At 53.5% G+C, this 11994-nt stretch carries 19 protein-coding genes; all 19 read right to left on the bottom strand.

Translation table 11 applies throughout. The annotated features are described in order from the left end of the window. The gene (locus Q0Y09_RS05220) at positions 1–447 is read right to left on the bottom strand and encodes an A24 family peptidase (protein WP_297718629.1); all 447 of its coding nucleotides are present in this window, start codon (positions 445–447) and stop codon (positions 1–3) included. After that, positions 444–1181, bottom strand: a complete 738-nt coding sequence (locus Q0Y09_RS05225; protein WP_297718632.1) for a DUF3848 domain-containing protein — start codon at positions 1179–1181, stop codon at positions 444–446. The genes Q0Y09_RS05220 and Q0Y09_RS05225 overlap by 4 nt, the downstream gene beginning before the upstream one ends. A 90-nt stretch (positions 1182–1271) precedes the next feature. Next, the gene (locus Q0Y09_RS05230) at positions 1272–2582 is read right to left on the bottom strand and encodes a DNA cytosine methyltransferase (RefSeq protein ID WP_297718634.1); all 1311 of its coding nucleotides are present in this window, start codon (positions 2580–2582) and stop codon (positions 1272–1274) included. Positions 2583–2590: 8 nt separating this feature from the next. After that, entirely contained in the window at positions 2591–3073 is a 483-nt protein-coding gene (locus tag Q0Y09_RS05235; RefSeq protein WP_297718637.1) for a DUF3849 domain-containing protein, read from the bottom strand. Then, positions 3073–3396 carry a hypothetical protein gene (locus Q0Y09_RS05240; RefSeq protein ID WP_297718640.1) on the bottom strand — a complete coding sequence of 108 codons (324 nt, stop codon included), beginning with the start codon at positions 3394–3396 and terminating at the stop codon, positions 3073–3075. The genes Q0Y09_RS05235 and Q0Y09_RS05240 overlap by 1 nt, the downstream gene beginning before the upstream one ends. A 9-nt stretch (positions 3397–3405) precedes the next feature. Then, positions 3406–3615 (bottom strand): mercury transporter, encoded by a 210-nt coding sequence (locus tag Q0Y09_RS05245; RefSeq protein ID WP_087359735.1) that lies wholly within the window; start codon positions 3613–3615, stop codon positions 3406–3408. A gap of 11 nt (positions 3616–3626) precedes the next feature. Further along, positions 3627–4463, bottom strand: coding sequence for a conjugal transfer protein TrbL family protein (locus Q0Y09_RS05250; protein WP_297718646.1), 837 nt, complete (start codon positions 4461–4463; stop codon positions 3627–3629). Between the two features lie 70 nt (positions 4464–4533). Then, positions 4534–4818, bottom strand: coding sequence for a SpoVG family protein (locus Q0Y09_RS05255; protein WP_297718649.1), 285 nt, complete (start codon positions 4816–4818; stop codon positions 4534–4536). A 61-nt stretch (positions 4819–4879) separates the two neighbouring features. Further along, the gene (locus tag Q0Y09_RS05260) at positions 4880–5143 is read right to left on the bottom strand and encodes a DUF6133 family protein (RefSeq protein WP_297718652.1); all 264 of its coding nucleotides are present in this window, start codon (positions 5141–5143) and stop codon (positions 4880–4882) included. Between the two features lie 76 nt (positions 5144–5219). Then, positions 5220–5582, bottom strand: a complete 363-nt coding sequence (locus Q0Y09_RS05265) for an Mbov_0395 family pilin-like conjugal transfer protein (RefSeq protein ID WP_297718655.1) — start codon at positions 5580–5582, stop codon at positions 5220–5222. Positions 5583–5598: 16 nt separating this feature from the next. Then, positions 5599–7155 carry a VirD4-like conjugal transfer protein, CD1115 family gene (locus tag Q0Y09_RS05270; protein ID WP_297718658.1) on the bottom strand — a complete coding sequence of 519 codons (1557 nt, stop codon included), beginning with the start codon at positions 7153–7155 and terminating at the stop codon, positions 5599–5601. Between the two features lie 11 nt (positions 7156–7166). Next, positions 7167–7616 carry a hypothetical protein gene (locus Q0Y09_RS05275; RefSeq protein WP_297718661.1) on the bottom strand — a complete coding sequence of 150 codons (450 nt, stop codon included), beginning with the start codon at positions 7614–7616 and terminating at the stop codon, positions 7167–7169. Between the two features lie 107 nt (positions 7617–7723). After that, the gene (locus Q0Y09_RS05280; protein WP_297718664.1) at positions 7724–8170 is read right to left on the bottom strand and encodes a TRAG family protein; all 447 of its coding nucleotides are present in this window, start codon (positions 8168–8170) and stop codon (positions 7724–7726) included. Continuing rightward, on the bottom strand, positions 8167–8880 hold the full coding sequence (locus Q0Y09_RS05285; RefSeq protein ID WP_367184356.1) for a DUF4406 domain-containing protein: 714 nt from the start codon (positions 8878–8880) through the stop codon (positions 8167–8169). Before Q0Y09_RS05285 ends, Q0Y09_RS05280 begins: the two co-directional genes overlap by 4 nt. 8 nt (positions 8881–8888) lie before the next feature. Next, positions 8889–9257, bottom strand: a complete 369-nt coding sequence (locus Q0Y09_RS05290; protein WP_297718667.1) for a hypothetical protein — start codon at positions 9255–9257, stop codon at positions 8889–8891. Further along, the gene (locus tag Q0Y09_RS05295; protein WP_297718670.1) at positions 9250–9537 is read right to left on the bottom strand and encodes a hypothetical protein; all 288 of its coding nucleotides are present in this window, start codon (positions 9535–9537) and stop codon (positions 9250–9252) included. The genes Q0Y09_RS05290 and Q0Y09_RS05295 overlap by 8 nt, the downstream gene beginning before the upstream one ends. A gap of 3 nt (positions 9538–9540) precedes the next feature. Further along, positions 9541–10224 (bottom strand): hypothetical protein, encoded by a 684-nt coding sequence (locus Q0Y09_RS05300; RefSeq protein WP_297718673.1) that lies wholly within the window; start codon positions 10222–10224, stop codon positions 9541–9543. Between the two features lie 17 nt (positions 10225–10241). Continuing rightward, positions 10242–10406, bottom strand: coding sequence for a hypothetical protein (locus Q0Y09_RS05305; RefSeq protein ID WP_297718677.1), 165 nt, complete (start codon positions 10404–10406; stop codon positions 10242–10244). A gap of 353 nt (positions 10407–10759) precedes the next feature. Then, the gene (locus Q0Y09_RS05310) at positions 10760–11971 is read right to left on the bottom strand and encodes an ATP-binding protein (protein ID WP_297718680.1); all 1212 of its coding nucleotides are present in this window, start codon (positions 11969–11971) and stop codon (positions 10760–10762) included. Between the last annotated feature and the right edge of the window lie 23 nt (positions 11972–11994).

An 11994-nucleotide genomic window follows, 5' to 3' on the forward strand; every position in this document is an offset into this window, starting at 1 on the left:
TCAGATTTGAAGTGCAAAAGCAGTCAGCCAGTAGGCGGCCACACCGCCGAAGCAGAAAAAGGGGGCCAAGGGCAGGCGCACCGCAGACAGCGGTTGTTTTTGTAAATGGCACTCCACCAGCCCGGTAAGCACCGCCAGCACCAGGGAAAGGATGACCTGTATCAACCCCGGCCAGACGCCCAGGACAAATCCGCAGGCCCCCATCAGCTTTACATCGCCGCCGCCGATGGCAAACCCATCCCGTTTTATCAGGACCGCCGCCAGCAGGAAGGGTCCGCCAACCAGAAACAGCCCCGCCACAGAAGCGGCGGGGCTGAATCCGATCAGCCCGCACAGAAGGAGCAGGGCCGGGATCAGGTTTGGGATCTCCCGGTTTCGCATATCCCACACAGCGGCGGACAGGAGCAGCAGGCCGAACAACGCCCCCTTAACAATGAGCGGCGTCACCGCTCAATCTCCCTGACAGGCTCCAGTCCAGAGTCAGTCAGTTCGTCCCCATGAAGATCATAAAAGTCCCTCATTTCTGCGGGAGGCTCCCCATTGACATGAAACACACAGCGCCGAAGATCCGCCGCCTGTTTTGCCACCGTTTCCTCCAGCGTATTTTGGATTCTATCCCAGAAAGAATAGTCGTTCCCCAACCATTCGGTATATAAAACTGCAAGTGGCTGGGAGTAGGTTAGCAAGGTGTCCGTTTCCCATTCGTCCAGCCCCTCCTCCAACTGGCATAAAAATTCCTCTTTGATGACTTTCTCATAAGCGTAATCCAATATTTTATCGGGCGGCAGAACGGCAATTTCCTCCATGCGGGCGTCAAATTCCGCCTTGGCCCGGTCGTAGAGCAGACCAGACCGATACTCGGCGCCCTTGTCCTGAAGAAAGTAATAGACCACCTCGCTGATGTTCTCCGGGTTCATACAGCGGTCCGGGACGGGCGTATTTCGAAAAATCCACGCCTGTTCCAGCACATTCTCCATCGCCAGAAGCATATCCCGCTGCGTACCACTCAGAGGGATGTTTTCCAGTTCGTTTTTGATGGCAAGTATCCCTTGAATTTTTACAAAGTAGGAATCACCGGGGGCCAGCTCCTCCAACGGTCTGGCTATACTATGGAGTTCTTCGTCCAGTTTCTCTTTCAGATTCTCTTGTTCCAGTTCAAACCACCTCCTGCGGTCAGGCATACAGCCCGAAATAAAGAAGGATGGCGGTCAGACCAACCGCCATCCCAATCATCAGGGGCCACGGGTTCCATCCTTTTTGAAACATCATTTTTACTCCCCCTGTTCCAACGCCTCCTGCGCGGCGAGAATCTGTCTGCCCACGGCATAGACCACTTGAATGGTCACAGAGTTTCCCGCCTGCCGGTAGAGCTGATTGTCACTGTTGACCGCCCGCGCCCGGTCAAACATTTCATCACTAAAGCCTTGCAGCCTCCAGCACTCACGGGGCGTAAGCCTGCGGATCAGGCCGCACCCCGCAAACGGCGTCCCCTGGTTACAGGAGGTTTCCAGCGTACCGGCGCGGTCCTTCCCGACACGCCCCCGCCTTGTTTTGCTGTCAGGGAACGCCAGATTGATGCTGTCCCCACAGCGGGCAACCGCATAACCCTGCTTCGTGGCCTCCCGAACACGCATACCGTGGGGGCATTTTTCACAGTCCTGAAAGACAACGCCGTGGCGGTCCTGTGTCGTAAGGGTGAAGGCCGGTTCTCCGCACTCCTTGATTCGCCGCCCATTCTGCCTTTTTTCTTCCCGTTCCGGGGTAACGACAGCGCGGCAGCCGTAGAACACGCCGGAGTTGTCGCCGCCCCGGTTGGTGATCCCGCTGTTATACTTGGCCTTGATGCACCGGGCATGGTTTGTCAGCTTGGGATTACCATTACAGAGATCAACGAAATACAACCCTGTCTTGCCGCCCCAGCCGCCGGACTGGGCCGCCATCGTGACGCTGATGCCGGATGGGTCATACACCCGCTGGCCCTGCATCCCGCCTATGAGTTGGATAAGAGCTTTTCCACAGCCCGCTGGGACAGGAAATATTTTGGGTCCACCTCCGGTTCCAGAATGTCGGCAAGCGACAAGGTAGACCCGTTCTCTGTTTTGAGGGGGGCCGAAATCCTTTGTATTGAGAAGTCCGTACTCGATATGGTAGCCGAGTGAGGCCAGCGTATCGAGAACGGCCGCAAAGTCCCATCCTCCATGAATGGACAGGAGATTCTTAACATTTTCAAGGACAAGCCATGTGGGTCTATTTTCAGGATTTTGGCCTTTGACGAGTTCAGCAAGCGTAAAAAAGAGTCCGCTTCTTGCTCCGTTAATCCCTCGTTGACGGCCGCTGACCGAAATATCCTGACACGGGAATCCGGCTGCCCACAGGTCTGCTCTGGGGAGTTCTGCGGGGGTGACTTTTGTGATGTCGGCTGCATACCATTCATCCTCCTTCACATTATGAATGGCTCTGTAACTGCGGTCGGCATATTTGTCGATCTCACAATGCCCCACACAGCGCATCCCGCACAGCTCAAAGCCCTTGCGGAAACCGCCGATGCCGGAAAAGAAGTCAAGGAATGTCATCTGCGCCATCGGCAGCCTCACAGTTCCAACGCCATATCCTCATCAAGCTCTTTCTGTCCGTCATTCTCCATTTGAGTGGTCGATTCCTGTTCTTCCTCCAATCCCATCAGCTTCATAAAGATGGCGTTTGCAACACACGGATCAAGCTCCGTGACATATCGGGTAGTCGGGTCAACATGGTTTTGATCTCTCGTCGTTCGGGCGTCCGGGAAATCGGTCTGTCCGGCCCGGTCAAGCACCGCCTGATCGAAGCGGGAATCCCATTCGGAAAACTGGATGGTGCGGGAGAGGACATAGATCGCCCGCTCCACACCGTACAAGCGCACCAGCTCTCCAATGAAGAAATCCAATTCCCGGCTGTTCATAGCGGTCATGGTCTTGTCCTGAATGAAATTCCGGCAGTCCATGTTGATATTGTAACTATCGCACCAAAGAGCTGCCTCATTTCTGCGGCTGGCTTCTTCCAGCGACGGATAGTAAATGGGAATAGTTGCGTACATCACTCAAGCCCCCATTCGTCCCCGTAGCGGTACGGGTAGATTTTTTGCCCGCGCAGGAACCGCACCAAATTCTGCACTTGATCCACCACGGATAAATTGCTCTGGTCCCTGGTGGTCATCATCACCGAGCCAAAGATACCGGCCAGCGCCAGAACCACGGTGGTGGTCACATTGGCGGTGAACAGCCAGACCAGGGCGGCCACGCCACCCATCGCCATGGAACCAACCAACGCCTGAAAGAGCTGTTTTTTCCCAAAGCCTGTGAACAGCTCCGCCTCCGGCTTCACGCCCAGAGGGATATACAGTTTCAAATCCTCGTCCATTCGCACCTCCTACGAATAGTAATACAAAATCAGGTCTTTGATCTGCCAGATGGATTCCGCGATCACATAGAAGATCACGGTATTGCGGGCGCGTTTTTTGTACTGCGCCGCCTGCTCCTCGGCGGCTGCCAGCCGCACCATGCAGTAGATAAACCTTGCCACGGCGCCCACGCGCACCAGCAGGATGATGGCCTTTGAAAGATCGTCCATTGTTACCATCCGCCGTCACCTCACTTTCCCATGCCCTTGACCATCTGCACCAGACGCACGGAATGGTATGCGTTATTGACGATGGCTCCGCCACCGCCGCCTCCGGTTGTAACGATAAACTCCTGAAGGAACTTCGGCGTCCGCACAGCCAGAATCATGCAGGCCACGCCCCAGAAGATGTGCATATTCATCATCAGCCCCACGCCCAGCTTGGCGAGGGCGATTTGGATAATCACCGAAAGGGCAGATTGAAAGAACTTGCTCATGTACGGCTTGAACACGCCCTTGTCGTTGTCAATCAGGCCCACACAGGCCAGGGGCATCCCCACCCGCAAAATCAAAATCTCCAGCCCCCGCATAAGGAACTGAAAGTAGAGGATAAAGTACACGATGACGAACACCAGCCCAAAGATGGCAGTCACAAGGCCGAGCGTGGAAATACCAGACACCCATCCCGCCCAGTCATAGGCGGTGGCAAGGCCAATGGCCTCCAGCATCTTGTCGCTCATTTCCTCCACGATCCTGGCAAGCCAGCCATACATGGTGGGGAAACAGACCGCCACGGCCATCGCCTTGAAAAAGTTTGTCAACAGGGCAATCGGTTCTTCGTCTGCGTCGCCATCGGACCACAGTACATAGGTTTCAAAGCCCTTTTTGAGAAATTTCAGGATGATAAGCGATACGCCAAAGCCAAACACAATATCAAACAGGGCTTCAAACAGATCAACACCGGCCAATGTGGACATATACTGCTCCGCGTACAGGGTCAGCGGTACGATACCCTCCATCAGCCCGTCGATGTAGGCAATGGCTCCGTTGAGCAGGGCGACGATCAGCAGAACCAGAATATATTCCAACCAGCGGCCACCTCCTTTCCGGGGGCGGCCGGGGCCGCCCCTTTGTCATGTGAGTTGAAAACGGGGCGGATCAGGCGGCAGGCGTCCCGCCGCCATCCTCCGCCAGCGTCCGGTCATATTCAGCCAGCACAACAGCGGACAGCTTCTCCCGCAGCTCCTTCGTCATAGGGAAGCACTGTTCCGTCCATTCACCCTTCACATTCCTGCGGCTGGGCAGGGACACGAACAGCCCCTTTTCTCCCTCTACCACCCGGACATTCTTCACCAGAAAGCAATCGTCCAGGATGACGCTGCTCACCGCCCGCAGCTTGTCGGGACCGCTGAACAGTTTCTTGATCTCTGCCGTAAATTCCATGAGAAAACCTCCCTGATAAAAAATACGGCGGGGCATAGCGCCCCGCCGGTCATGTCGGACATCAGCCCGCGTAATCGAACATATCCTTGATGCGCTGGGTAATTGTGGGCAGCACGGTGCTGTCCACAATGAGGTAGAGGCCCGCCAGAATCAGCGCGCCCAGGACAATGGAAATCAGCACCGTGATCGCCACATCAAGGGTGCCCTGCCCCTCACGGTTTACCAGCGCATCCTTCGTGCGGCCTGCCAGCTCACGGGTCTTCTGCTTGGCCGTCCAGATGGAAGTCATAGCCTTAACCTGAGTGTTGCGGATAAAATTAGCCATAAATTTTCCTCCTATTGATGAATTGATTTACTTAGTAAGGCGTGATAATCGCCTGTACTACGAAAGCGGCCCCGGCTTACTGATAGTAGCCGAGGATCAGGTTCAGGGTGGCGGAACCCAAAACGGCGCCGATGCAGGACACCACCGCCACCACAATGCGGTTGTTCCACTTCTTCTGGTCCATCTCGTCGGCCATGCCGCGCCGGATGCAGAAGTAGATGATAAGCAGGCCGGACACCACCGGGGCCAGGACCATGAGCCATGTAGTCAGGTCGCCAATCAACTGCTCGGTGCCCGTCACGATCTGGCTGTCCTCCACACCAGCCGCATAAGCCGGTGCGGACATGAAAAAAGAGGCGGCAAGTGTGGAAAGACCGACACCTGCCGCCCGGACGGACTTGTGCAGCCCGCCCATCGTCTGTTTTACTTTTTCTTTCATCGAAACCTCCTGAAATTTAATCATCATCAGAAGCGCCGCCCCCTGTGTTTTTCTGCTGGGCGAGGCGGCGCATGATGTCCTTTTGATAGTAGACCCAGATATTCCACAATGCGATTTCCTGTTTGGTATCCGTGATAATGGGCCGTTTGTTTTCCCGTTCCTCCCGTAGCTTACGGTTATGCTCCATGTCGCCCATGCCCAGCATTTGATTGAATAACCATTTGGAGAGGTCGGGGGCGTACATCATGGCTGGATGGTCCCGGCTGGTGATGATCTGATAGGGCCGCTTGACGCGCCGGACCTCATCCGTATTGAGCAGCTTACGCTCCGTCAGACTGACGCTCTGGGAGCTGGATGGCGTGGTGAACCGCCCGTTGCTGGCCGAGAGCTGGTAGCTGGAAGTGGTGTAGGTGCCCAGCTTGTCCGACATTTCCCGCAGTGTTTCCGGGTCGTCGCTTTGCAGATAGGCCCATATCTGGCAGTTGCCCTTGATGGTGTTGGCGATATTGTCGCTGTACTTTTCCTTGAGCTGGTCGAACCCCTGCACATAGAGGGCGTAGCGCATCCCGCGTCCGGCCGCAACGGTGAGCTTGTTCGTCATATCGCTGATGGGGGTAAAATTCCCGAACTCATCCAGCAGGAAATTCACCCGCCGTTCCAGCCGCCCGCCCCGCTTGTCCGCCGCCTCCGCCAAAAGCTCATACTGCTGGGACACAATGAGAGAGGCAATCGGGTAAAAGGTGGTTTTCTCGTCCGGCAGGATCACAAAGAGCGCCTGCCTTTTGCGCCCCAAATCCGTAAGGGTAAAATCACTGGCATGGGTGATGGAGTAAATGGATTTCGAGGTAAACAGCCGCAGGGTGGTGAGGGCGGAGGTGTAAAAGCTGCCTCTGGTGCGGGACGGGGCCACATCGGAGATGGAGAGCAGCGCCCGCGCCGGGTGCGTTGGCGACTGCTTTTTCAGATACTCCAGCAGGGGCATTTTGTTCCCAATGGTGCGGCACATCTCGGAAATAAACCAATACACATTTGTCATGTTCTGAAACTCCGGCCGCTTCTGGTTATCGCACACCACGCAAAGAATGGCAGCCGCTATGATGGAACATTCACCGTTCGTCCAAATCTTTTCGCCCTCCGGCTTACCAACCAGATTGTTGGTCAAATCCCAGGCCAGCATTTCCGCCCGGTCGGTGTCGCCCTCGTTGATGGCGTCAATGACCGGCTGGAGCAGATTGTAGCGCATACTCTTGGCCGGGTTCTTGAAGTCCAGCACCAGCACTTCATATCCCAGCTTTTTCAGAAATTCAGAGGTGTAGTGGAATAGCTCGGCCTTTGGGTCCGAACAGAAGATGGACTCTCCGGCAAGCCCCAGAAGGCAGATGCTCTCCAGCACCAGGCAGCGGGATTTGCCGGAACGGGTGGCGCCCACGCAGAGCAGATGGCAGTCATCTCCGACAAAATAGATTTTTTCCTTGTCGCCCTCCTTTTTCATGCCCACCACCACGCCGCCCTTCGTCAGCGGGGGAAGCGGTGCGTTCTTGGGAATCACTTTGGGATGCAGATTCAGTTTCATTTTCTCACCTCCTACAGCTCAAGTTCTTCGGGTTCCTCCGACACTGTATCTATGAGGCAGTCCGGTTCGATTTCCGCATCAATCAGGAAGGAGTCCAAAAACTTTCTTATTTTTTCAGGTGTTTCTTCTTCACGGATATGAATATCACCATAGACCGGAATGGTATAACGGTAATCGTATGAACCATAAATCTGGCTGAGTTCATGCAGGATTTCTTTGCTCTCGTTTTCGCCGCCCTGAGCGACAGCACCGTGGCGGGTTAAAAAGAAAGTACTACAATGTTCGCCAGAGGAATACAAATCAATCCCGAACAATCCTACACAAAGTTTCCCAGTTGATTTTGACTGCAATACGCCAGAAAGAATAGCGAAGTCAAGATCGCTGTGGCAGGATAAACACTCGCCATAAATTTGGCGTGCTGCTTCATGCAGGTCATAAAGAACAATTTTCGCATAAACCATTTTTTCAGTATCATAAGACTTCCATAGTCTTTCATAGTCGATCTCAGGAAGAATATTACGGTTGATGTATTCGATATAAAAATTGCAGCAGTCTATTTTTCATCACCTCATTTTTTCAAAAAGTCAAGCCCTTCATATCCGTTTTTTAACAGCTCCCGGATGGCCGGGTCATGTGGGTCCAGGGTGAAGCTGTCAAAGGCTCTTTCCTTTTCCGCGTCGCTCATCCAGCGGGCCGAGCCATGCTGATACTGGCCCACTGCTTTGGGAGTCTTGATCTCCGGCGTGATGGTGTCCAGGTCGGATTCATAGGGCCGCATATTGGTGAGAAAGAACATCACGGCCAGCACACACACAAACCCTTGCAGGCAGAGGTACAGCATCAAGTGCTGGCGGCTGGAAAACAGGCTGGCAAGGCAGTCCCCGATGGGAAGAAGGGACAGCCGGGTGATCTCCCTTGTCAACAGACCGTGAACTGCTGTGGAGAAAAACAGATTCAAGACTGCACCGGAAGCAAAAATCAGCCCGCAGATCAGCAGCTTTCCTTTGGTTCTCATAGCTCCAATTCCTCCCCAGCCTCCAACTCAAGGGCAAGGTCCTGTACGGCGGTCTCCAGCGCAGCTTCCGCCACTTCGCTGCGGATCGGCTTGTCCGCGATCCATGCTGCCAGACTTTCCGGCTTTACAATACCGTAAAAGTCCTTTCGCTCCCAGTGAATGTACCGCCCATCCAGCAGGTTTTCCGCATAGACTGCCTGCCCTCTGGCCCCATAAGTGCAGCCAAACCCGTCACGGGCATACCACAGGGAATCGTCTGCGGTCAAATCCATGCTGTTCCCGTAAGCCTCCGGTTTTAGGACAAGAATCTGTCTCTCATAGCCGCTCTGGTCGCTGCCCGCTATGCAATCATCCAGTCCCAGGAGTCGGTCCTGCTGACGGATTTTGACCTTTTCCCGCACCTGTTCTTCCGGCACATAGAAAATGGGCATATAGAGCTTCTTTGCAAGTTCAATTTCTTCCCGCATCCCGGAAGAAATGGTGCCGCCCAATACCCAGAGGTCATCGCAGCGCCACATCAGGTCGCGGCCCATCGCCAATCCCTTTTCCCGCTGCTCCGGCTGTTCATCATCCAGATATTGTGTGAAGATCGTGTGGGGCGCCAAAGGGATCACGCCACAGGATGCCGCATAAGCACAATAGTCCCTTGCTCTTTGGATATTCCGTTCCACATCCCCGCGCAGGGGGGACGAGATATAAACCAACCGCAATTTCTCACCTACCTTTCCAAATCCAACCCATCCAGCTCATAGTCTGAAACAGGCGGTTCAAAGGCCGTATCATAGGCCACATCATCCAACTGCCGGATTGCGTCCAGTCGGGCCGCCGCCTGCGGATCGGTGACAAGTTCCTGCTCCAGCAGGGCATCCGCAACAATGGCGTTGGAAACCGGGTCGGTGAAACAAAGGTTTTCTCCATCCTGTGTGGCCTGCTCCACCACCGATTCCGACAGAATTTCCTCGGCCACAGCCTTCGGCACTTCCAGACCCCGTTTTTTCGTACCGACGATCTCATAAATACCCACGGCGATCTCTCCGCAGGTGATGATGTTGCCCCATATATCGGGATTTGGGCGCCCGTCACGCATATCTCACACCTCCATCTTCCTCATAGGGCATAAACGCAATCACGGAGAGATAATCTGTACCCAGCCGTCGCAAAAGGGCGTCCTGATGCTCCATGACCTGATCCACCACATTTTCAGGGCAGTAGCGCATCAGGTCGCGCACATATTCGCCCACATCCAGCCCGATGGGGTGCGCCAGATATTCCTCATCCGTCATGCCATCAAGCTGCTGGTTCAGGCTGTGCTTATACATGAGAAACCGAGCGATAGCGATAGTTTGATTTCGCTTGCTGTTCATCATAGGCTATCCTCCAAGCTCCATTTCATCACTCAGACCAAATTCCATATCAAAATCAAAGTCCATATCTGCCTCTCGCAGCTCCGGCATAATTTCCTCGATTTTGTCAAGAATCCGCTCCACGGATTCACGGGCATCATTGGAAACATCCTGATCGAGTATGCTCATTTTGACAAGTCCGGCGTGAAGGACCCTCAGTTCTTCCTCGCTGAACAGGGCCTTTTCGTCCACCAGGCCACTGCGCTTGGCAAAGTCCTGACCGGCAAACTCTTTATTATAAAAGACCTGACGGGCCAGCATTTCCCCAGAATCTGGGGCTGTGCGGTAGGTGGAGAACACATAGCCGAACAGGTGATGCTCCTTGCAGGCCAGAGTCACGCCGTTGTATTCCGCCAGTTTGTAGGAACCGTTGGGCAGCTTTTCGTTAGCGTCCGTGTAGGGGCAGTCCCGGCAGATGCCCGCTTTCGCCGCCGTGTTCTGGGCGGTGTCGTTGATAAGCCGCATGACCTTATCCTTCACAGCGATAAACGGGTTCTGGATCACCGTATCCGCCTTGGAGAAGTAGGCCACAAGCTGATTTTTATAATAGATGTCCGCAATATAATCCGAAGATTGGGACCGTTTTACATCAAAGCCCTTTCGGGCGAGCTGTTCAAAGAACAGACGGTAAAAATCTGTTTTGCTCCGCAACCGGCAATCCTCCTTTCTTACGAGTAACCTTTTTGTTTCATCACCTTTTTGAGAACTTCAATGAAATCAAAAATCCGTTCCGCCGCCGCCTGATTCTGGGGATAGGTGTGCGGCAGGGGCGGGCGCTTCTTCCGCTTCAGATCGTACCAGAGGCACCCTCCGTCTTTTTGGCTGGGAAACATACAGGATGGAACGGAAGTCCGTAAAGTAAAAGGGCACCCCCAGCAGGGATGCCCTTTGGGGTACTCATACAGCCGGGCCGTCAGGCGGGTCACGCCATAAGACCCACTTGGGACAGACACCGGTACCCCGTTATGCTTATAAGCCGTTGTTACTGTGTTCATCCAAACTCCTTTCTCGAACCGGGCGGCCGGTTGTTTGATTTGTCGGACATAGAAGCGGGAGTAAAAGCAGAGAGAGTCGTCAACTTTTTCAAGCGACTTTTATCGGCAAGTATCAACTTTTCAAAAAATATCGAGGTTGAAAAGAAAATGCCCGCCTGATAAACAGGCGAGCATTTCATTGAGCTGTATCTTTAATATTCAGAACTGAGCAGAAAATCGGCTATGTGCATGGTCTTGATCCCCTCGTAATTCCCCCCGGCAAATTCGTCCGTTGTGAGAACATATTTGGGATAATTGTCGTGTATTTCAAGCAGCCGCTCATATTCCCGCTTTTCTGTCTTTTCCGAATTGATCTCCTGTGTGACCTGAACATAAATTTTCTCGTTCTGCCGCACCGCTACAAAATCAATCTCTCCGTCGCTGGTCTTTCCCACATTGACGGTATATCCCCGGCGGCAAAGTTCCAGATACACAATGTTTTCAAGGCTGGAAGCCACGCTGTCCGCGTTATAACCGAGAACACTGTACCGCAGGGCGGTATCGGCCAGATAGAACTTTTCCTGCGTTTTCAGGATTTCCTTCCCCTGCAAATCATATCTGGAACAGCGGTGAAGCAAATATGCCTTTTCCAGCTTTTCCAAATAGCTGTAAACTGTTTCGTTATCAAGGGCGCGCCGCTCTGCTTTCAGATAATCTGCAATCGACTTTGCCGAAAAGGTGTTGCCGACATTATTAAAGGTATATTTGACAACGCGCTCCAGTTGGTCGATTTTCCTGACCTGATTTCGCTTTACAATATCTGAAAAGATCGTAGAATTGTATATATCCCGGACAACTGTGTAGATCTCATCCTGAGAAAACGCCTGTAAATGGGTAGCCGGAAAGCCGCCCAGACGGACATAATTGGCAAGCGCGGCTTTGGGTTCCCCAACAGTCGTAAACTTGCTCCTAAACATCAGATATTCGCTGAAGGACAGCGTAAAAATGCGGAAAGACACATACCGGCCAGTAAGGTAGGTGGAGATTTCCGAGGACATCATCCGAGAGTTGGAGCCTGTGATATACAGGTCAACATCAAAGTCGGACGCCAGGGAGTTTACAACCTTTTCCCATCCCTTGACCTCCTGTACCTCGTCCAGAAACAGGTAGGTCTTTCCGTCCGGGCAAAGGCGCTCCTTCAACTGTGCGTACATCTGCTTTGCCGTCATATCCTCAAATTCCATAGAATCATAACGGCAGCTTATCATGCGTTCAGCCGGAATATTCCGCTCGGTCTTTAACCGTTCCATAATCATCTTCAATATTGTGGATTTCCCGCAACGGCGTACCCCTGTGAGTATCTTTACAAACGGGGTATCGGCATAAGCCATGATCTTATCCACATATAACGGCCTGTAAATCATCGTGACCACCTCCATTGTAAATA

It is taken from the genome of Intestinimonas sp., assembly GCF_026169115.1.
In the GTDB taxonomy this organism is placed as follows: domain Bacteria; phylum Bacillota; class Clostridia; order Oscillospirales; family Oscillospiraceae; genus Intestinimonas.

What these genes read in the sequence shown, in the direction of transcription:
- Q0Y09_RS05225 (WP_297718632.1), bottom strand. Translation starts at nt 1,181, where the DNA reads ATGCCTGACCGCAGGAGGTGGTTTGAACTGGAACAAGAGAATCTGAAA.
- Q0Y09_RS05230 (WP_297718634.1), bottom strand. Translation starts at nt 2,582, where the DNA reads ATGGCGCAGATGACATTCCTTGACTTCTTTTCCGGCATCGGCGGTTTC.
- Q0Y09_RS05235 (WP_297718637.1), bottom strand. Translation starts at nt 3,073, where the DNA reads ATGTACGCAACTATTCCCATTTACTATCCGTCGCTGGAAGAAGCCAGC.
- Q0Y09_RS05240 (WP_297718640.1), bottom strand. Translation starts at nt 3,396, where the DNA reads ATGGACGAGGATTTGAAACTGTATATCCCTCTGGGCGTGAAGCCGGAG.
- Q0Y09_RS05245 (WP_087359735.1), bottom strand. Translation starts at nt 3,615, where the DNA reads ATGGTAACAATGGACGATCTTTCAAAGGCCATCATCCTGCTGGTGCGC.
- Q0Y09_RS05255 (WP_297718649.1), bottom strand. Translation starts at nt 4,818, where the DNA reads ATGGAATTTACGGCAGAGATCAAGAAACTGTTCAGCGGTCCCGACAAG.
- Q0Y09_RS05260 (WP_297718652.1), bottom strand. Translation starts at nt 5,143, where the DNA reads ATGGCTAATTTTATCCGCAACACTCAGGTTAAGGCTATGACTTCCATC.
- Q0Y09_RS05265 (WP_297718655.1), bottom strand. Translation starts at nt 5,582, where the DNA reads ATGAAAGAAAAAGTAAAACAGACGATGGGCGGGCTGCACAAGTCCGTC.
- Q0Y09_RS05270 (WP_297718658.1), bottom strand. Translation starts at nt 7,155, where the DNA reads ATGAAACTGAATCTGCATCCCAAAGTGATTCCCAAGAACGCACCGCTT.
- Q0Y09_RS05275 (WP_297718661.1), bottom strand. Translation starts at nt 7,616, where the DNA reads ATGGTTTATGCGAAAATTGTTCTTTATGACCTGCATGAAGCAGCACGC.
- Q0Y09_RS05280 (WP_297718664.1), bottom strand. Translation starts at nt 8,170, where the DNA reads ATGAGAACCAAAGGAAAGCTGCTGATCTGCGGGCTGATTTTTGCTTCC.
- Q0Y09_RS05290 (WP_297718667.1), bottom strand. Translation starts at nt 9,257, where the DNA reads ATGCGTGACGGGCGCCCAAATCCCGATATATGGGGCAACATCATCACC.
- Q0Y09_RS05295 (WP_297718670.1), bottom strand. Translation starts at nt 9,537, where the DNA reads ATGATGAACAGCAAGCGAAATCAAACTATCGCTATCGCTCGGTTTCTC.
- Q0Y09_RS05305 (WP_297718677.1), bottom strand. Translation starts at nt 10,406, where the DNA reads ATGTTTCCCAGCCAAAAAGACGGAGGGTGCCTCTGGTACGATCTGAAG.
- Q0Y09_RS05310 (WP_297718680.1), bottom strand. Translation starts at nt 11,971, where the DNA reads ATGATTTACAGGCCGTTATATGTGGATAAGATCATGGCTTATGCCGAT.